Here is a 19,625-nt window from a genome sequence, read left to right as displayed (position 1 = left end):
ATGTGGAACCTAAAAGCAGATAGTTAACATTTGAATATCTCTCGTAGGTTAAAAATTAATATCAATTAGCCTAATAAGTGGCACAATCAGAGCCAAAATATACTTTAATTAAACAAATAATCTAAGTATATACTTGTACTCCCGCCGCTTATGTCATCGCCCCTTGAGCGTCCGCTGATAATTGAAGTCAGACTGCCATCTTTCCATCCTCATTTATTAGAAGGATTAGATATATGGCTGCGCTTAGGTTTAATATCCGATACCCAAGTTAAGCAGCTATGCCAAGAGTTTCTGGTGTGTGTGGTGGTGTTAAAACCCCAAGCGGAAGCAAAAACAAAGGTAGTATTTGCAACTTATGACCCCGTACAGCAGTTGTCTACAGCAGTTTTACAATCTAGTAGCCCTAGACAATCGCAACAAACACCACCTAAACCCAATTTTATCAGCACAATGTTGCAGTCCTTAGGGGCTGAACTGAGTGTACGTTGGCTGCTTTTTCTAGGCGTTTTTCTGGTAGTGGTATCCTCTGGGGTACTGGCTGCTAGTCAGTGGGAGAGGTTTCCTGCTTCTGGACAGTATGGGGTTTTATTTGCTTATACTTTAAGTTTTTGGGGGTTAAGCTTTTGGGCGACTAGGCAAAATAACCTCAGATTGACGGCTCAGACATTGCTGATTGTCACTCTTTTGTTAGTGCCAGTGAATTTTTGGGCAATTGATAGCTTTCAATTGTGGCGGAATCCTGTTGATTGGATTGTAGTTGCGATCGCCTGTCCTACCCTCACTGCTATAACTGTTTTACTCTCCAAAAATCGGACTATTTTTGCTCATTTACATCCTGGCAAATTACCTCTAGCGAATATTCTGGGGCTGAGTTATCTGCATTGGGGTTGGCAATTAAGAGGATTTCCCTTAATTGCTGTTTATGTGGCAATGATCGGCACAACTATTATTACTATCTATCACAATCTTTACCAACAGCCTCATACTGTCAGTGAGGAAGATCGAGGCAATCGCCGTAGGCTAAGTATTAATTTAACTGCTGCTGTAATTATTTATGCTTTAATAGTCCTGTTAGTGCGAGCAATTTTTGTTGCCAAAGTAGATATCACGCAGTTGGGGTTAGCGATTGGTATTTGCGGCTGGTTGGTGACTTGGTTGGTGCAAAGGGCAGAGGAGCAGGGGAGCAGAGGAGCAGGGGAGGCAGGGGGAGCAGGGGAGGCAGGGGAGGTAACATTAATATCCTCCTCATCCTTCTTACTCTGGGAAAAACTCGGTGGTATTTTAATTTTTTTGGGTTGGCTGGTATCGGTAGTAAATTATCCTTGGCAAGCGATCGCTGTCAGTGGTTTGGGTTTATGGTTTGTGGGAAATCGCTTGCGGCAGTACAGTCTCAAGGTAGACTTGGCAGCGGTTTTCGTCATTGGCTTAGAGGCGATTTGGCTAGGTTGGCGGTTAGTACCTGATAACTTACAGAAATTAGCGATCGCAACTAGTACCCAACTCACCAATTCTCAAAATGAACCTTGGGCTTTATTGGGTATAGCTTTATTTCCCTACGTAATTTTGATGGTGGCGCTCACAGATAGCTTGCATCGCAGTCAAAAGCGAGAATTAGCTAAATTTGGCGAACTACTCACCCTCTTATTAGGAGCTTTTTTAACAACGATCGCTCTGATAAATCCGACATTGCGATCGCTAAATCTGCTATTCTCTACCACCACTCTGGCATTCGTCACTCAACGCCGTTCCCCTTCATCCCTTCCCTTGATATACCTAACTCACATCATGGGGGTGCTGGCATTTTGCTCTAGCATTAATTGGCTGTTACCAAACCTGAGTCCACAAGCCTGGGCAAGTATTTTATTGGCTCTGATGGTTGCAGAATGGGGATTTAGCCTCAGCAATGGACTATGGCGGCGTAGTGCATGGGACATCGGTTTAGCACTAGCCGCAACTAGTTTTTTAATCTTGTGGATGAATGCAGAATCATCTTGGTATGGCATAGTTGATAGTCAAGGCAATTGGGGAGTCTTATGGTTAGTTACACCTTTAGCTCTCACGGGTGTTGCCAATGCCACAATTATCGAGCGTCGCATTACTAGCCGTTACTTGAGTGTCTTAACTGTGGTAGTTGCCCAGCTATTGACGTTACAGCTACCAGGAATCAGATTAATCGGTTTGGCTGTAGGTGCTGGGTTGATGTTTGCCAATACTCGCTATTTGCGAAACCAAGCATCTGCGTTAATTACAGAAGGATTTGTTTTAAGTTTCATTGGGGCGTTGCTGTGGACAGGTGTGCCTGGTTTGCCTCGCCTAGCCTTAGGAGGTTGGTTTGTTGCAGGAGCGATCACAACCTTAAGTTTATGGTTAGCACTAACTGTTTTAAGCCGACGCGGTAACGAATTAGCAGCTATCTATGCAGCCGCTAGCGATCGGTGGGCGATCGCCTTGTGCAGTTTTGAATTGTTGGGTTTGACGCTGCACTCAGTAATGATTTATAGAGGTTTTACCACTTCGGGATTTTTGTTCTTAATTGCCACTGCAATCACCTTGGCAGCCATTGTTTATCGCAGTTGGCGAGAACCGACAAATTGGGCATTTTATGGTATTGGTTGGTGTTTAGAATTGTTGATTGCCCAGGTGCTAGGGTTAGGGGAACGCTCAATTGTTAAAATAGCGATCGCCAATATTGCTTTGGGTTTAATTGCTCAACTTGTCGGCGAGTGGTGGCGACGAAGACATCAACTAGAAAAGCTTCCTAGCAGCCTTCACATTTTGCCATTAATCTACGGTGCATTCAGTGTATTGCTGCGTTTGGATACCTTTACCGAGTGGACAGGGTTGTGTTCCTTGGGTGTAGCTTTAATTATTATTGGCGTGGGGCGACGGCGCGAGAACTTCAAACCCTTGTTGTACTTAGGAATTATTGGTGTATCCATTTCTGCTTATGAACTTTTGTTCTATCAAATGTCACAAGCATCAGGAGGAGCATTAGGCGATGGATTGATTGCCATGTCTACCCTTGGTGCAAGTATCATGTATGCTTACCGCATTCTGTCACCTTGGCTAATCAGCTACTTACGCCTAACTCCTCAAGAACTGGAAGGAATTGCCCATATTCATTGGGCTTGGAGTAGCTGTTTATTAATGGCTGCTATTCCTCTTCCCATTGCAGTTAACCGTTTAGTGGGATTGGCAACAGGAGTATTTTTGATTCGTTATGCCATCTTTCAGGGACGAAATTCGCGCACTTCACCCAGCGTCTTCAGAGGAATCACAATCGCCGAGATGTGGGTTTACCTTGGCTTATTAGAGGTAGCCGGCATGAGGGTTTATTGGCGCGAGACAGCAGTCGGAAAATTTTGGGCTGGGCCATTGGTTCCGTGGAATGGTGTGATCGCTTGTGTGGTAGCTTACTTTCTGTACATCCTTCCTTGGGAAAGGTGGGGTTGGTCTAAAAGACCTTGGCAACAAGCCGCTTACATCATACCGCTAATAATTTTATGGGAAACCAGACTACAAACTTACCCAGTTACCTTAGTACTCGCAGCCGGATTCTACATCTTCCTCGCAAAGGTGGGTGAAAACATCCGTTTTACTTATGTTAGTGCGGCGTTGATTGATTGGGCGCTTTACCGTTGGTTTAATTCCTTACATCTAAATGATGCTTTGTGGTATGTCACACCAATTGGATTCTCACTGCTTTATATTGCTCAAGTAGATACCCAGCTGAAGCTACCAGAGTACAAAAAATCTCGTCATCTTCTGAGAGTGCTAGGGAGTGGTTTAATTTGTGGGTGGGCAATTTTATTTAATCAAGATACAGCCTGGATACCTGGAATTTTCAGTCTCATCGCGATTTTTGCTGGATTAGCTTTGCGAGTACGGGCTTTTCTCTACATTGGTACAGCCACTTTTTTAATTACTACAATCAATCAATCGGTAATTTTTAGCTTGCAGTACTCATTTTTAAAATGGGTTATTGGCTTACTAGTTGGCATCTTGCTAATTTACATCGCCGCCAACTTTGAAACCCGTCGCGCTCAAATAACATCCCTAATTCGTAGCGCCATTGATGAATTTCAATCATGGCAATAGCGATAGATATTTTAGAGGGATCGGCGGACTGCCTTTTTCTGGCTGGAGTTGATGGTCGCACCTTTACCTTCTGATATCTCTAACTCGCCATAGCTACTCTAAACGCCGTGCATAATTTGGGGCGATCGCTTCTTACAGTATCTACGAAGCAAGGAATAATCATGCTTGATGCTTGAAATGCTCGATTCGTTCCTTAGTCCAGACTGAAATAACTTTTTTGAGCTTGTTTAAAATGAATATATTTTGAATTTTGAATTGTTAATGATTGCTTCTCCGAAAGCCGTCACCAGTACAATTCACTATTTGCAGGTATATTGGTTATGCAAGTGTTGGAGACTTGAGTCAACTACTACCAACTGCTAACCCTGGCGAAGCAATGAGTATTTTAAGCCGTCAGATTTTAGTTTCATAGAAAGCTGCGAAAAACTCCACCCATAGGGGAATGGGGTTTTTCATCATTATCGCATACCCAAATATGCAATTAGACCACAACATATCAAATATACGCCCTTGAGTTACGATAATACCTGCAAATACCTTGCCGAAAAATACCCTGGTGACTTTGCCAGATGGTTACTTGCATCTGACACCTCAGATATCCAAGTACTCAAAACCGAACTCAACCTCGAACCCATTCGCGCTGATTCGGTGATATTCTTGCAAATCGCCAACCAAATCTTACATTTAGAGTTTCAGACTACACCCAAATTCAAAACCCCGCTTGATTTTCGGATGCTGGATTACTACACTAGATTAAAGCGAGAATACTGGTGTGATATTGAGCAGGTATTGATTTTCTTACAACCCACCTCCTCAGAAATTGTTTTTAATACTCAGTATGTAGACAAGAAAACTAGACACGAGTATCGAGTGATTCGCTTATGGGAAGAAGATCCCACACCACTGCTAGCTAACCCTGCACTTTTACCATTAGCGACATTAGCCAGAACCAACTCACCCGCAGAGTTGTTAACTCAAGTCGCTGCTAATGTCGATATGATTGAAGAAACAGACGAGCGACAAAATATATCAGCTTGTGTACAGGTTTTGGCTGGTTTGCGGTTTGACAAAAGTTTGATTACACAGCTTTTCAGAGAGGAAATTATGCAAGAATCTGTGATTTATCAAGACATTCTACAAAAGGGATTCCAACAGGGAGAAGAACGAGGAAAGAAACAGGAGGCATTACAACTGATTTTGCGTCTTTTGACACGTCGGTTTAGTGCAATTGAGCCGGAGATAGAACAGCAGATTAGCACATTCTCCATCGCTCAATTAGAAGACTTAGCGGAGGCACTGTTAGATTTCTCCAGTCAAAGCGATCTAGTAAATTACTTAGGAAATATCTCTTTAGCTCAACCCAATCAGGAAGATTAAATAATTTGTAATACTCGCCATTCGCGTAGCGTCTCGTAGAGAAGGCGAGAAGAAAGCTACGTAATTCGTAATTATTTGATCGGATAGTTAACCTACAGCGATCGCACTTTTTGAAAACACGTATAAGTTGTGCTTCTCTCAATTGCGATCGCTGTGGTTAGATGCCGACAGTGAAATAATCTCAGAAAAACGTGAATACTTAACCGCATCGGTAGTAGGATAATCCACCGACACTGCAAGTAACCCAACTTTTATATCCTCGAAATAAATCACACCGCCAATACGTCCTTCAATTTGGAAAGGCCCATGAAATAAACGATACTGTGCAATGTAGATCAATAAAAAGTCAGTAATCTTTATTGTCCTGTCAAACATTTGCTCACAAGTTTTGTGGATGACATTATCTAGGTATTCATTATAGGCAGGCTCACCCAGTTCAGTAAATTCTGAGTGATCCGCAAAATGATCCATATAAAATAACCAGATATCAGACAAGTCTGCTTCATTCGTCAGTTTTTGCTTAAGTTCCTGCAATCGATCGATATTCATAGTGTGGATAGATATTGAGGAGATGAGGCGAGCTGACAACACTGTTAAAAATCTACCACAGCGATCGCTCCAACACCTCACTTAGGACTAATCAGGAAGATTTAGTTTCGCCATCCCCATCATTAAGCACTTCTTAAGGCCACAATGGGGTCTAGTTTAGCAGCGCGACGTGCAGGAACAACGCCAAAGAATAAACCAATAGCCCCAGAGACACCAACTGCCATAGTAATCGCTACAGGAGAAAGACTCGCTTCTAAAGGAGTTAAAGCACTCACTAAGAGGATGCCACTAACACCAACCGCAGTCCCAACTAAACCGCCGGCTGCGGAAACTATCACTGCCTCAATGATGAACTGTAGCAAAATATCTTGCTCTGTTGCCCCAATCGCTTTTCGCAATCCAATTTCTTGGGTGCGTTCGGTGACGGAGACAAGCATAATATTCATAATCCCAATGCCGCCGACAAACAACGATATACCTGCGATCGCTGCTAGCATGATTGTCAATGCACCTGTAATTTGACCGACAGTTTGCAAGGCATCCTTTTGAGAACGCAGAGTAAAGTCATCTTCACCATTAATTTTGTGCCGTAGACGCAGCAAATTAGTAATTTGAAACTCTGCTGCATCCACGCTATCTGAATCACGAGCGGCAGCAACGAGATAATCTAAGGCGATACCATAGGGAGAATTCTTGCCCACAAGTCGGTTTGCTGATGTCGTGATTGGAATTAAGGCAGCATTATCATAATCTGCTCCCACGCTGGAACCTTTGGCTATTAAAGTCCCAATCACTTGAAAGCTGGTATTTCCAACTCGCAATTGCTGACCGATGGCGTTACTATTACCAAATAGTTTTTCTGCCAAGTCTGCACCAAGTACTACCACTTGGTTGCTTCGCTTGATGTCTACCTCAGAGAAAAATCTGCCTTTATCAGTTTCAAAATCGCGCACAGATAGAAAGCTGGGAGTTGTACCAATGATATTGACATCAGTGTTTCTGTTGCGGTATGTAACCACCTGTCTTCTGTTTAACTCTGGCGCAACTCCTACTACTGTTGGTACTTGAGAAGCGATCGCTTCCGCATCTTGCAACACCAGAGTTTTTGGTACTTCAAAGGAGATTCGCTGAGTTTCTTGATTACCTGGCAGTACAAATAGCACATTTGGCCCTAGTGACTCCAGTTGTTTATTAACGAATTTTTGCCCACCTTCGCCAATACCAATCATGGCAATCACTGAGGCGTTACCAATAACTATACCCAGCATAGTGAGGGCGCTACGGAGTTTATTTGACAGCAGGGTTTTTCCCGCCATATTCATGCTTTCGAGGAGATTCATGCCAATTTTGGATTTTGGATTAAAAGTTTGTATTAAAAGGCTCTTCTGTGAAATTTCAAACAATATTACCTATTCAATTTAGGTTTATTTATTTTGTTTCTCTTTGGCCTTTTCGATTTTGTAGTCTTTGGGTGGGTTGACAAATATGTGATCGCCTTCTTGAACTCCGCCTAAAATCTGAGTTTGGTCTTGGATTTGTGCCCCGACTGTAATTTCGCGGAACTGGGGTTTATTCTTGGCATCTGGGATGAGTACACCCGTTTTACCCTTTTCGGTGACGATTGACACCGTTGGTAATACCAAAGCATTATTAACGCGATCGCCTAAAAAAGTCAGATCCACATTTAAGCCAGAACGTAGTTTATCTATGCCAGTATCGAGAGCAATCCGCACCTGGAAGGATGTTACACCTTGTTCCACTACTGCTTCGGGAGCAATCAGGCGCACATGACCTTTAAAAACTTTGTCGGGATAAGCATCAGCGACAATTTCCACCTGCTGTCCCGATTTAATTCTGCCAATATCGGCTTCGGGAACTTGAGCTAATATTTCTAAACCTCTGGCTACGGCAACAATTGAACTAGAAGTTGCCGATGCACTAGTAGAAGCAGAAGTTGTGGGTGTGACAAACGCCCCTGGTTCTGCATACTTTTGGGTAACAATTCCCGAAAGAGGGGCGCGAATAATAGTATCTTCCAACTGCACTTGTACACCCTTCAATTGAGCCTCAGCAGATGCAACGGCGGCTTGACGCTGGTCAATTTCTTCAGAACGAGTGCCATCTTGCAACAGAACTAATGCGGCTCGTGCTTCGTTAACAGCGGCTTGGCGTTGGTCAACTTCCTCAGTCCGAGTGCCACTTTGGACTAACGACAATCGTTTTTTAGCTTCTTCTAAATTGGCTCTAGCACTTTTGTCGTCACTGATGGCTTGATCGAGTAATTGTTTTTTCTCTGCTCCCTCTTGATATAGATATTGATAACGCTTTACCTGTTCATTGGTGTAATTCACCTTTGCTTGAGCCGCATCCACTTGCGATTGAGATTGAGCAATCTCTTGGGGACGATTACCAGCCTTAGCTGCGGCTAACTGGGCTTGAGATTGTGCTAACCGCGCCTTTGCCTGAGCGATTTCTTGAGGACGACTACCAGCAAGGGCTTCGGCTAGTTGTGCTTGACTTTGGGCTAAATTGGCACGATATTGACTTCTTTGGGCTTCAATACTTGCACTATCCATGCGGGCGAGAATTTGCCCTTGTTGAATGCGATCGCCTTGTTCTACATATAATTGCGATAGCACTCCTGGATTCTTTGGGCTAATATTTACGCTTTTAACTGGCACAACTTTACCACTAGCTGTTATCCGTAATGTTACGTTTTGTGCTGTAACTGGAACAGTTAGTTCAGCAATATCTTCTTTGTTTGCCCCTTGATTTATCAAGGTGTAAGTTGTTACTGTACCCACAACCAACACTCCCCCCGCTATCAGCCCAATCAGCCAGCGTAATGGATACTTAACTTTGCCAATAACTGGAATTTCTATGTGAGTAGCCATATTATCAAAACCTGTAAATATTCTTGTATAGGAGTAGCCTTTGGCTCGATGGTAAGTTTAGAATACGGAGATGTTAAAGCTTTGGGATTAAATTTTTATGAGTCAATTGACAACTAAACACACAATTAGCTTCATCGTTGCTTAATCTTCCTTCATACTAGGCATTGCTTTTTCTATGTGTCTTCACCTGAATGGATGACTTTTGTCACTAGTACCGCCTCCCTCGGAAATACTTTGGCGTACTTCTAAATTATTGAAATATTTAGTTCTGACTCTGCAACCACAAGTAAAAACAGTCCTTACAAGACTAGATGAGGCTATTCAATTGACTGAAAATGTAAAGGATACAGAGCAACTAAATTTATTTATGGGAATCATTAATTTTTAATTTTTAATTTTTAATTTTTAATTCGGAGCGAAGCGACGTGACAATCTACTTTTATAGTACTCGTGAAGAATATGGCTGTTTCTCCAATTTTTCCCCCCACGGCTTTGAATTAGATGGATTGTATTGGTCAACTAGCGAACACTACTTTCAAGCGCAAAAGTTTGTGGGTACACCTCATGTAGAAAAGATCCGTCTAGTTAAAACACCCAAAGACGCAGCAAAAATGGGGCGTGAGAGAACCCGTCCCCTACGTCAAGATTGGGAAAATGTTAAAGATGACATTATGCAGCAAGCTGTACTGTGTAAATTTCAAACTCACACAGATATCAGAAATATTTTACTTTCGACAGGCAATGCAGAAATTGTTGAGAACTCCCCCATTGATTTTTACTGGGGTTGTGGAGCCGATGGTAGCGGGAAAAATATGCTAGGAAAAATTTTAATGGAGGTGCGAGAGATCCTGCACCATACATACAGTGCAGATATTGATAATAGAACTTTTAAATAATATTCTTGCGATGAATGCTTGTCCCAGTGTAGTAAACCATCGTAATGAAAGATGTATCCTGGTTTTGGGAACACTAGATTTAGCACCAGACTTGCCTCAAGACGAAGGAATGCAGATCGAAAAATATATTAGGACTTGTATTGATGTTTGAAAAAACCAGTACATAAGCTGTTCCATATTTAAATTGCATAAGTTGGGCGCTCATGTTGCCCACCCCACAAGAGTTATGTTTCATTCGATTATGCAAATTAGATGTTTTTTAGCTTATCTATTCCCTTATTTCCTGTTCCCTTCCTATCGCGCTTGCGCTGCACTTCTCTGGGAGACGCTTTGCGAACGCTTACCACGCAAGTGAGTTCTCTGAATCAAATCGGATTGCTATAGTTCCCCCGCAACTACCCATAACATACCTAAAACCAGTGAAGCGTAATACAATTACCCATGAATTTGACTCTGGTTCACAAGCAGAAATACTACCTCCACAGGAAAGTGACGACCATTCATCAGAAGGTTCCAAGCTATTACGGCAAGGAATTCAACAGCAGCAAGCTGGTGAATTAATAACGGCGATGAAGTTTTTACAACAATCCTTGGCACTGTTTCAGGCATCTGGGGATTTGCAAAAACAGGCTCAGGCACTTTCTTTTTTAGGATTGGTAACTTACAGTGCTGGGGACTACAAAGGTACTATTTCCTATTCCCAACAGTGTTTGTCTTTGCTTAATAACACCTCAGATTTAACATTGCAAATGCAAGCACTTTCCCATTTAGGTAATGCCTACCGTCACCTGAACGATCATCAAAAGGCAATTGAGTTTCTAGAAAAGTGCTTGAAAATAACCCAACAACTGCAAGATAAACGCAGTCAAGTGGCAGCACTGAATAATTTGGGATTGGTTTATAAAGCTTTAGGTAATTTTACACAGGCCATTGAGTATCAGCAGCAAAGTCTAAAGATTGTGCGGGAACTCAAAGATAACTGGGGTGAGGAACAGGTACTCAAAAATTTGGGTAATGCTTGGTATGCTTTGAACAATTACCCAAAAGCGATCGCCTATTATGAACAGTGTGTAGTACTATCACGCTCTTTAAAAAATGTTCGCAGTGCTTCTCAGGTGCTAAAAAATCTAGGTAATGCTTGTTATGCTTTAGGTGATTATCTCAAAGCCATTAAATATTATGAAGATCGGTTGCAATTAGCCAAAGAAATTCAAGATAAACGTAGCGAAGAACAATCTTTAAGTAGTTTAGGAGTTGCTTGTGAAGCTTTGGGTGACTATAACAAAGCAATTACATATTATGAAGAACGTTTGCTGTTAGCTAGAAATATCAAAGATCGCCGCAGTGAAGAACAAGCCCTTGCCAGTCTAAAAGTTGCCTGCTATGCCTTGGGTGATTATGCTAAAGCTATGCAATATCAGCAAGGAACATCTTCAAATAATTTGTAATGACGCTCGTGACGCTCGCAGACTCGCTATCGCTCTTAGCGTCTCCCCTTCTCCAAAGGGAGAGGCTAGCGCCAAGGGAGAAGACTCGCTACCGCTTCGCTAACATAATTTTTAATGGGGATTTAGAAAGAGCCACAAAACGATCAATTCTCTCCCATTGTTTTTTGTTGCTGGAGATATGCGAGAACTTCTAATGTATCGACTTGGGGAAATTGGGCGTAAAAATTACTCACACTCCAAAAGGGTTCCGGTGTTTCCAAGATGATTATGCGATCGCCCCACTGTTCTAACCAGGGTAGCAGTTTTTGTGGCGCTACTGGAGTACACAGCCAAACTGCTGCTGGAGAAAGCGCTTTCAAGGCAATTGCCGCTACCGCGATTGTCATACCTGTAGCAATGCCATCATCAACTAAGATCAACGTGGCATCCCGTGCATTGAACTGCGGACAAGCAGAAATTAATTGAGCCTCAAGAAACTTAGCTTGGTTTATCGCTTTATTTAAAGCTGCTTCCCGCCATCGCCCATCATGTTTAAGGCGAAGTAGCTTTTGATCGGCCCAAAGAACATTTCCCGAAGTAGTCACTGCACCAATTGCTAACTCTGGATTTTCTGGATGGCTAATCTTTTTCGCCACAACAATCGTCAATGGACAATCCAAAAGATGTGCTATTGGTGCTGCTACTGGTATACCCCCTCTTGGCAAAGCATAAACAATTGGTACGGGCTTTACCCCAGAATCAATAGTTTGCTGAGTCAAAACATCATGAATCACTTGCGCCAATAACTCACCCGCATGGGTGCGATCGGCGAAAAGTGGGGTATGTGACATAGTTTCCCCCAGCATCTTAGGACGGGACTGCTTTTATCATGACTGAATTTTGTCTGAAATTAACTGATACAATAAGATTTATAAAAATAACTAAGTATTCAGCAAAAATCTATTTATTTTGATAACTTTCCAGCCAAAACGGTATTTAACTCAAACATAACAACTGGCGCTGATGCCAAAATCCTGATTTTCATGAGCAGCGAAACCCAACTCAGCCTTTTTGACGACTCAACCTCCTTTAACCAACGAGAACTGATTCCGACAGACGCGAAAATTCCCATCACTCCCGGAACTTATGCCAGCATCACAGAGTTGACACAGCATTGCGATCGCTGTCACCGCTGTCCATTAGGAGACACTCGAATTCATACTGTTGTCGGACGTGGCAATCTCAAAGCCCCAATTATGGTTATCGGGGAAGCGCCAGGTCAAAATGAAGATGAAACCGGCTTACCATTTGTAGGCAGATCGGGGCAGTTGTTAGAAAAAATTCTCGCCTCTGTGAATCTGACTACTGAGGATGATGTATACATTGCCAATATAAATAAATGTCGCCCACCAGATAATAGAGTTCCCACTCCTGTAGAAGTGGCGGCTTGTCTACCCTACCTACTAGAACAAATTCGCTTAGTTGACCCCAAAATAATCTTGTTAACAGGTGCAACTGCTGTTAAAGGAATCACTGGTGATAAGCGGGGGATTACAAAAATTCGCGGACAATGGCTGGAATGGGAAGGGCGTTTATGTATGCCAATTTTTCATCCTTCTTACTTGTTGCGTAATCCTTCTAAAGAAAGAGGTGCGCCGAAATGGTTGATGTGGCAGGATATTCAGGCAGTGCGTGCCAAGTTAGACGAAATTAAAAATAACAGTTAATGTGGTGAACTTGCTCAAACTATTTAGTCATGCCTTGAAGTCGTCAAAGGAATAGTGTTTTAGCTCCATTAATCATGTATGTGGAAGTTTTATCAGCTTCAATAGACGAAAAACCACTCATCCAGCAGATGATGGAGCTTTACCAATATGACTTTTCAGAGTTTGAAAACAAGGATCTTAATGAGCATGGTTACTTTGGCTATCCATACCTAGATTACTACTGGGTTGAGAGCGAGAGTGCTTCGCACACGCTTCGCGATCGCTACCCTTTCATTGTGCGGGTTGGGGGAAAGCTTGCCGGATTCGTTTTGGTGAATCAGTACACTTACATTCAGGGTAGTCAGTATTCAATCGCAGAGTTCTTTATCCTACGAAAGTACAGACAACAAGGAATTGGTAAAAATGTCGCCTTTCAAACCTTTGATCGATTTCGCGGGAAATGGGAAATCCATCAGATAACCACAAATGTAGTTGCTCAAAAATTCTGGCGTCGTGTGATTGCAGACTACACAGCCGGAAAATTTACAGAAACGGTAATGGAGATTGACGATTGGCGAGGAACGGTGCAGTGCTTTGACAATACTGATAGGGTGCAGTAGTGATATGAGCAATTTATTTAAAATGTAAATTTTATTATGCTGTCAGTTTTGTATTACACTTGTAGCATCAAATTAACTGAAGAGGTTCATCGGTGATGACAGCCGTAGAACTGGAAAATTTATCCAAGACGTTTACTCTGAGTCGGGGTTGGGGACGCAACCGCACTCATAAAGAGATTGTCGCCGTAGATGGCATTAGTTTGACCGTTCCAGATGGTCAAGCGATCGCCTTCATTGGCCCCAATGGCGCGGGGAAGTCCACTACAATCAAGATGCTGACAGGCATACTACAGCCGACATCTGGCACAGCCAGGTTATTGGGATTAAACCCTTGGCGAAATCGGCGTGAACTAGCGTATCAGATTGGGGTGGTGTTTGGACAGCGATCGCAGCTATGGTATCATCTACCCCCCCGCGATACCTTGGAGTTACTGGCGCGAATCTATAATCTTAATCGGCAAGAATACATTAAACGTCGTGACCAACTAGTTGAGCGTTTTGACCTCAACCCGTTTTGGAATACCCCAGTACGTAAATTGTCTTTAGGTCAGCGGATGCGAGCAGAAGTAGCAGCGAGCTTACTCCATGCACCGAAAGTACTATTCCTCGACGAACCCACAATTGGACTGGATGTCATTGCTCGTCAGGAATTACGCGATCTCATCCGGGAGTGGAACCGCGATGAGGGGGTAACGGTGTTTCTCACCAGCCACGATGCAGGCGACATTGAACAAGTAGCGCAGCGAGTCGTAGTAATTAATCATGGGCGTGTAGTACTTGATGACAAAGTTTCGGCAATGCGCCGCCAATACCTTGGCTCAAAGATTATCAGCGTCAAATTCCATACCTCTCCCGCCCAAATCAGCCTCCCAGGAGTGACACAACTCAAAGCAGGCGAATATGGACTCAAGCTGGAGGTTAATACCAGCATTACACCAATTGAAACCGTGATGACTCAAATTCTCCAGGCGGGTTCGGTGGCTGATATTGCGATTGAAGACCCACCGCTAGAAGAGGTAATTGCACACATTTATGCTCAGGCAGCCTCATAATTCAGTGAACAAATATACCTGGATTGGCTGGACGGCAGCTCGCTCCAACCTGGCTTATTTGGGAGAAGTTGCTTCCAGAGGAATTTTTTTGTTTGTCATTCTCTACATCTTTTTACAGCTGTGGCGTGTCACCTATGCCGAGACGGATGCTGAAGAGTTGGGAGGTTTAACACTGGCTCAGATGCTTTGGTACTTAGGTATCACTGAATCTATTGTCCTCTCCAGCCCCCAGGTTGCTTTAGAGGTAGACGAGGATATACGGACGGGGGCGCTGGCAGTGCAACTAATACGCCCTTTATCTTACCCTTTGTACCGTCTGTGGACTACTTTGGGAGAGCGGACAGTGCGCTTTGGGTTGAATGTCGCGATCGCATCTTTAGTTGCACTACTGTTTGTCGGTACAATTCCTCTAAGTTTAGGAGGAATTTTATTATTTGTAGTGGCGCTACCACTGGCATTTGTCCTAGATTTTTTGGCAACCTTCTTAGTGGGTTTAGGAGCTTTCTGGCTGGAAAATACCACCGGGCTAATGCTCATTTACTCTCGATTGACGATGATTTTGGGTGGGATGCTGATTCCCTTGGAACTACTACCAGAAACCTGGCAGCCAGTACTACAAGCTCTACCCTTTGCCAGTATTTTGTATGGACCAGCGCGTTTATTTGTGCATCCCAACCTAGCTTTTGCCAGTCAATTGTTAGTGCGTCAGGCAGTTGCTATCGGTGTGCTGGCTCTCTTGGTAGCCTTGGTGTACCGCACAGCAGTTAAACGCATCCACGCACATGGAGGTTGATATGTTTTGGCGTTTACTTTCCTACCTACAATTAGCTGGCGCTTATATTCGCCTCAATCTAAACGCTCACTTAGAATATCGCGGCGCATTCCTGACGCAAGTGGTAGCAATGATACTGAATAACCTCGTGTGGGTGACATTTTGGGGGCTATTTTTCACACGTTTTCCAGTGCTACGCGGCTGGATGGTGCAGGATGTAGTTACTCTCTGGGCGATCGCCGCAACAGGATTTGGTCTGGCTAATACTATCTGCGGTAACGCTATGCAACTGACAAGTTTAATTGTCCAAGGACAGTTAGATGTGTGGATGTTGTACCCTCGCGCCCTTTTACCGCACCTACTGCTAGGACGGATGAATGCTACATCTTGGGGAGATATGCTGTTTGGGTATGGGGTTTATTTGTTTTTTGTCAAGCCTGATGCAGTGCATTTGGCGTTGTTTACTGGGTTGACAGTTTCAGTGGCAACGTTGTTTGTCGGCTTTAATATTTTGACAGGTAGCCTCAGCTTTTACCTGGGCAATTCCGAAGGACTGACACAACAGTGGCGAAATGCCATGCTTACCTTCAGTACCTATCCAGCGACTTTGTTTGAGGGAACGGTGAAGCTACTGCTGTACACGTTGATTCCGGCTGGGTTTGTGACTTATTTGCCAATTGAGGCATTGCGATCGCTATCTTTAATTCATACTTGCCTAGCTGTAGCTGGATCAACTACCGTGCTGTTGGTTGGTACAGGTGTGTTTTACAATGGTTTGCGTCGCTACTCCTCAGGCAATTTGATGCAGATGCGAGGTTGAGTTCAATCTTGGCAATTTTTCTACCCATTAAGCCAAACTACGGTTTAGTTTGTAATCGGTCACAGTTTTTGCGATTATGGTATAACCAGGGTATAACCAAAGATAGTAATCACAACAAAGGTAGGAATGAAAACTGCAATTTCGCTTCCAGATTCAATTTTTGAAGAGGCAGAAGCGCTCGCTAGAGAGTTAGGCGTATCTCGTAGTGAACTTTACACAAAAGCTTTGAAAGCATATTTGCGGAAACACAACCGCAATCAGATGTTGAACCAACTGAATATAGTTTATTCTGAAGAGTCCTCTGAACTAGATCCAGTATTAGCAAAGCTACAATTCATGTCCTTGTCCCGTGAGGATTGGTAGTGTATCGCGGAGAAATTTGGTGGGCAAATTTGCCGGAACCACTCGGTTCAGAATCAGGGTATCGTCGCCCTATTGTGATTGTTCAAGATGATATTTTTACTCAAAGTCGTATCAGCACCGTAATCGTCGTTATTATTACCTCTAACACTCAGCTAGCAGAAGCACCAGGCAATGTTTTATTACCGCGTGAAGCTACAGGTTTACCCAGAGATTCTGTAGCTAATGTGTCCCAAATTTTTACTGTTGACAAAAGGTTTTTAGTAGAGCGCGTTGGCTCACTACCAGAGCATCTACAAGAAGAAATAAACGAGGGGCTGCGAACAATTTTGTACCTCTAAGTGAGGTCATAAGGATTAACCTCTCAAAAATTAATTCTCTTATCTCTGTGTTCTCTGTGCCTCTGCGGTTCAAGAAATTACTTATTAACCACTCCAAACGCAGAGGAAGCAGATAGAGAAAGAAATATTTTACAAGTCCTTAGCAGTCTTAGCAGTCTTTTTAATACCTTGCCATCTCTCTCGCAATCGCTGCAAGTTAGGAGTATGACCACCATAGCGCCAACTAACATAGGCTTGGCTAATCTCATCTATGACCTCAGCGGTTGCTGGGGCATGATGCTGGTATGATCCTCTGGCGTACTCTAAAGGTGTTTGTGCTGGATGTTTACCTAAACCTTTTTGGGTTGTCCATTGCAGCATTTGTTGATAAAGGCTTTCCATTGCTGGCAATTTCTTTAACCATCGACGGTTGTGCCACTCTCGCCACTGTCCCCAACCCAGCCAAGCAAAGAAAGCTGCTGTAGTTGCCAAGATTAAGCCAGTCAATACACCAAACCAACCTTGAGAGAATAAAGCGATAAACCAAGCGATCGCTCTAATTACCCAACTCAATATTGTCCCAAATACATTATTCAACAAACCTGTCACCGGAGAAGGCAACCAGCCAGCAACCCAGTTCCATAACTGACGCAAGACACTAAAGGTCTGAGTGTCTTCAATAGATGGGGGAATTAGAGGATGATTGGGAATAGGATCAAAGGCAAACCAACCATATTTCGGAAAATACACTTCCGTCATCGCATAAGCATCAGTATTACGGACAACATACAGCCCTGTAAATGGATTAAATTCTCCTGCGCTAAACCCTGCTACAAACCGCGCTGGGATGCCAATGGAACGCAACATCACCGTCAGAACTGTTGAAAAGTGGTCTGGATAGCCCCCCTTTTGCTTAAACAAAAAAGTTTCTACCAAGTCTTCTTTTTCACTCAAATAAGGCAGTTCTAAGGGATTTTGGGGAACAGAGTAGCGTTGCTTTAAATACTGAGCTAAGTAAAGAGCCTTTTCATAAGGTGAATCGAGTCTTTTCGTAGACTTTGTGACTCCTTCTTTATTGTAGTTAGCGAGGATTTCTTCGGTACGTTGCCGGACTTTTTCGGCAATTTCAGGAGGAATTTGCAGATAATGTTTTTTAATATGTTGCGGATATTTAGTAGAAGCTTCACCTAATAAAGTGCGATCGCGGTATGGTACTTCTGAAACTACTGTGTAGGTGAATCCTTCTGATAATTCTACAGGCGATCGCAATCCGTCTTCTTTATCAATAGCGATCACTGGTGCTGGAAAATAAACTTCCTTGGGATTAGCCATCGCTGGAATTAGGTTAGGCAAATCCGACACCACTGTATAAGTTTGTACTACCTCTTGGGTTTTAGCAGTGAGTATGGATGGAGGAATAAAAATTTGGTAAGACCAAGGCGATCGCCTAACAGTCATAACATCTTCATTACGGGAAACTACCCATCCCTTACCTGTATAGCGGTCAAATCCTAATACTCGCCAAAAACCCTCAGCTTGCGATCGCACCCGCATTACAACCTTGGGTTTCATTTCGCCCCGCAGGTTTTGATTAATTTGGCTATTAAAACCGTAATAAAAGTTATTATCTACTTTACCTGGTTCACCAGTTTGATTTTGTCCCGTACCACCGCTACCACTGCCTTGATTTTCACCTTTGCCTTGGCGGACATAACCGGGGTTAATGATACTACGTCCTGTGAAATTACCTTTGACTTGAATACCAGAACTTACAGGAAAATTCCGTAATTGATAGCCGGGAAATCTAGGTAAAACAGCAAAAATTGCCAGTCCCAGACCGACAATTAGCAAAAAATTCAGAATTAAAAATTTAAAATTAATAGTTGCGGAATTCTTCTGATTTAATTTTTCATTTTTTAATGGCTGCAAACCCAAACGTGAGCGGTAATCTAATACTAAAGTTGGTAAAGCGATCGCTAAAAATAACAGCAGCACAGGTGCAAATGCTAAAGTCTGACTTAGGGTTCCTGCCACACCTAATAAAATCAGTCCGATAACAATCGAATAGCCCAAATTTTTACGGCGCGGTGTATCAAAGCTATGCAACACCTGAAGTTGAATTAATAACTCTGCCAAACCCAACCGCGTATCATTCAACTCTCCCACTAATTGCCCAAAGAAAGCACCCAATGCTACTAACATCCCAATGGCGATGCCGAATTGAACTGCAACATTGCGATCGCGGCGACGATAGTAACTCCAAATCGCACCCACTATACTCAGGGGTAATGCCCAAAAACTGAATGAAGTTTCAGCGGCGATATCCGTCGCCACAATTCCCAAAATAACCAACGCTAGCACCAGCACCCGCAAAGAAATAGAATCTTCCACTTCTATCAAAGGCGAACCCTGCGGATTTTGCCGCCAGAAATTACCTACAGGGATACGCCAAAACCGATTCATCCTGGATAAGTTAAACATTTGAGTCTAGTAGAAGCAATGATGTAGATGCAAAAAACACAATGCGGGGGACATAATTGCCTACCCTACTACTGTGTCAAAAAACTTTGGATTTTGGATTACCGATAGCAGAGCGTAAAGCCTTCTCTACAAGAGGCTGCGCCAACGGCATGGCTTGTCTGCGACACGCTACGCGAACGCTTAGAGCGAGTCCGCGAGCATCCTTTGGATTGACCCCGATTTGCCTCAAGGATTTTAAATCTAAAATCTAAAA

General features: G+C 43.2%; 16 protein-coding genes. 11 read left to right on the top strand and 5 right to left on the bottom strand.

Features of this window, described 5'->3' with window-relative positions; genetic code table 11:
* Window positions 1–150: 150 nt before the first annotated feature.
* Window positions 151–4,098 (top strand): DUF2157 domain-containing protein, encoded by a 3,948-nt coding sequence (locus V7L31_RS18405; RefSeq protein WP_334697571.1) that lies wholly within the window; start codon window positions 151–153, stop codon window positions 4,096–4,098.
* A gap of 510 nt (window positions 4,099–4,608) precedes the next feature.
* The gene (locus V7L31_RS18400; protein ID WP_334697570.1) at window positions 4,609–5,475 is read left to right on the top strand and encodes an Rpn family recombination-promoting nuclease/putative transposase; all 867 of its coding nucleotides are present in this window, start codon (window positions 4,609–4,611) and stop codon (window positions 5,473–5,475) included.
* A gap of 138 nt (window positions 5,476–5,613) precedes the next feature.
* Here the strand turns inward: V7L31_RS18400 and V7L31_RS18395 are convergent, their stop codons facing one another.
* From V7L31_RS18395 to V7L31_RS18385, 3 genes are all read right to left on the bottom strand, one after another.
* A complete protein-coding gene (locus tag V7L31_RS18395; RefSeq protein WP_334697569.1) occupies window positions 5,614–6,066 on the bottom strand; it encodes a hypothetical protein in 453 nt (150 codons plus the stop codon).
* 80 nt (window positions 6,067–6,146) lie between these two features.
* The gene (locus tag V7L31_RS18390; protein WP_334697568.1) at window positions 6,147–7,364 is read right to left on the bottom strand and encodes an ABC transporter permease; all 1,218 of its coding nucleotides are present in this window, start codon (window positions 7,362–7,364) and stop codon (window positions 6,147–6,149) included.
* Between the two features lie 84 nt (window positions 7,365–7,448).
* Window positions 7,449–8,918 (bottom strand): efflux RND transporter periplasmic adaptor subunit, encoded by a 1,470-nt coding sequence (locus V7L31_RS18385; RefSeq protein WP_334697567.1) that lies wholly within the window; start codon window positions 8,916–8,918, stop codon window positions 7,449–7,451.
* Window positions 8,919–9,343: 425 nt separating this feature from the next.
* On the opposite strand from V7L31_RS18385, the gene V7L31_RS18380 reads away from it, so the two are divergent.
* Both V7L31_RS18380 and V7L31_RS18375 read left to right on the top strand, forming a co-directional pair.
* The gene (locus tag V7L31_RS18380) at window positions 9,344–9,814 is read left to right on the top strand and encodes an NADAR family protein (protein WP_334697566.1); all 471 of its coding nucleotides are present in this window, start codon (window positions 9,344–9,346) and stop codon (window positions 9,812–9,814) included.
* Window positions 9,815–10,233: 419 nt separating this feature from the next.
* Complete coding sequence (locus V7L31_RS18375) at window positions 10,234–11,262, top strand: tetratricopeptide repeat protein (protein ID WP_334697565.1); 1,029 nt, start codon at window positions 10,234–10,236, stop codon at window positions 11,260–11,262.
* Between the two features lie 143 nt (window positions 11,263–11,405).
* Here the strand turns inward: V7L31_RS18375 and V7L31_RS18370 are convergent, their stop codons facing one another.
* Window positions 11,406–12,092, bottom strand: a complete 687-nt coding sequence (locus tag V7L31_RS18370) for a phosphoribosyltransferase (protein WP_334697564.1) — start codon at window positions 12,090–12,092, stop codon at window positions 11,406–11,408.
* 192 nt (window positions 12,093–12,284) lie between these two features.
* Here V7L31_RS18370 and V7L31_RS18365 point away from each other — a divergent pair, with 192 nt between their 5' ends.
* From V7L31_RS18365 to V7L31_RS18335, 7 genes are all read left to right on the top strand, one after another.
* Window positions 12,285–12,968, top strand: coding sequence for a uracil-DNA glycosylase (locus tag V7L31_RS18365; RefSeq protein WP_334697563.1), 684 nt, complete (start codon window positions 12,285–12,287; stop codon window positions 12,966–12,968).
* 74 nt (window positions 12,969–13,042) lie between these two features.
* Entirely contained in the window at window positions 13,043–13,567 is a 525-nt protein-coding gene (locus tag V7L31_RS18360) for a GNAT family N-acetyltransferase (RefSeq protein WP_334697562.1), read from the top strand.
* Window positions 13,568–13,662: 95 nt separating this feature from the next.
* Window positions 13,663–14,619 carry an ABC transporter ATP-binding protein gene (locus V7L31_RS18355; protein WP_334697561.1) on the top strand — a complete coding sequence of 319 codons (957 nt, stop codon included), beginning with the start codon at window positions 13,663–13,665 and terminating at the stop codon, window positions 14,617–14,619.
* On the top strand, window positions 14,600–15,412 hold the full coding sequence (locus tag V7L31_RS18350; protein WP_334697560.1) for an ABC transporter permease: 813 nt from the start codon (window positions 14,600–14,602) through the stop codon (window positions 15,410–15,412). Before V7L31_RS18355 ends, V7L31_RS18350 begins: the two co-directional genes overlap by 20 nt.
* Before the next feature lies 1 nt (window position 15,413).
* Window positions 15,414–16,211 (top strand): ABC transporter permease, encoded by a 798-nt coding sequence (locus tag V7L31_RS18345; RefSeq protein ID WP_334697559.1) that lies wholly within the window; start codon window positions 15,414–15,416, stop codon window positions 16,209–16,211.
* A 126-nt stretch (window positions 16,212–16,337) separates the two neighbouring features.
* A complete protein-coding gene (locus V7L31_RS18340; protein ID WP_334697558.1) occupies window positions 16,338–16,574 on the top strand; it encodes a CopG family ribbon-helix-helix protein in 237 nt (78 codons plus the stop codon).
* On the top strand, window positions 16,574–16,912 hold the full coding sequence (locus tag V7L31_RS18335) for a type II toxin-antitoxin system PemK/MazF family toxin (RefSeq protein WP_334697557.1): 339 nt from the start codon (window positions 16,574–16,576) through the stop codon (window positions 16,910–16,912). The genes V7L31_RS18340 and V7L31_RS18335 overlap by 1 nt, the downstream gene beginning before the upstream one ends.
* Window positions 16,913–17,041: 129 nt before the next feature.
* Here the strand turns inward: V7L31_RS18335 and V7L31_RS18330 are convergent, their stop codons facing one another.
* Complete coding sequence (locus tag V7L31_RS18330; protein ID WP_442944447.1) at window positions 17,042–19,372, bottom strand: transglutaminase TgpA family protein; 2,331 nt, start codon at window positions 19,370–19,372, stop codon at window positions 17,042–17,044.
* Between the last annotated feature and the right edge of the window lie 253 nt (window positions 19,373–19,625).

Origin of the sequence: Nostoc sp. (assembly GCF_036916655.1) — a bacterium.
GTDB lineage: Bacteria > Cyanobacteriota > Cyanobacteriia > Cyanobacteriales > Nostocaceae > Nostoc.
This window is presented reverse-complemented; position numbering and strand designations above follow the sequence as displayed.

Bases quoted from the DNA above. Each gene is read 5' to 3' on its own strand.
- V7L31_RS18355 (WP_334697561.1), top strand. From the start codon at position 13,663: ATGACAGCCGTAGAACTGGAAAATTTATCCAAGACGTTTACTCTGAGT.
- V7L31_RS18360 (WP_334697562.1), top strand. From the start codon at position 13,043: ATGTATGTGGAAGTTTTATCAGCTTCAATAGACGAAAAACCACTCATC.
- V7L31_RS18405 (WP_334697571.1), top strand. From the start codon at position 151: ATGTCATCGCCCCTTGAGCGTCCGCTGATAATTGAAGTCAGACTGCCA.
- V7L31_RS18365 (WP_334697563.1), top strand. From the start codon at position 12,285: ATGAGCAGCGAAACCCAACTCAGCCTTTTTGACGACTCAACCTCCTTT.
- V7L31_RS18330 (WP_442944447.1), bottom strand. From the start codon at position 19,372: ATGTTTAACTTATCCAGGATGAATCGGTTTTGGCGTATCCCTGTAGGT.
- V7L31_RS18350 (WP_334697560.1), top strand. From the start codon at position 14,600: ATGCTCAGGCAGCCTCATAATTCAGTGAACAAATATACCTGGATTGGC.
- V7L31_RS18340 (WP_334697558.1), top strand. From the start codon at position 16,338: ATGAAAACTGCAATTTCGCTTCCAGATTCAATTTTTGAAGAGGCAGAA.
- V7L31_RS18385 (WP_334697567.1), bottom strand. From the start codon at position 8,918: ATGGCTACTCACATAGAAATTCCAGTTATTGGCAAAGTTAAGTATCCA.
- V7L31_RS18370 (WP_334697564.1), bottom strand. From the start codon at position 12,092: ATGTCACATACCCCACTTTTCGCCGATCGCACCCATGCGGGTGAGTTA.
- V7L31_RS18390 (WP_334697568.1), bottom strand. From the start codon at position 7,364: ATGAATCTCCTCGAAAGCATGAATATGGCGGGAAAAACCCTGCTGTCA.
- V7L31_RS18345 (WP_334697559.1), top strand. From the start codon at position 15,414: ATGTTTTGGCGTTTACTTTCCTACCTACAATTAGCTGGCGCTTATATT.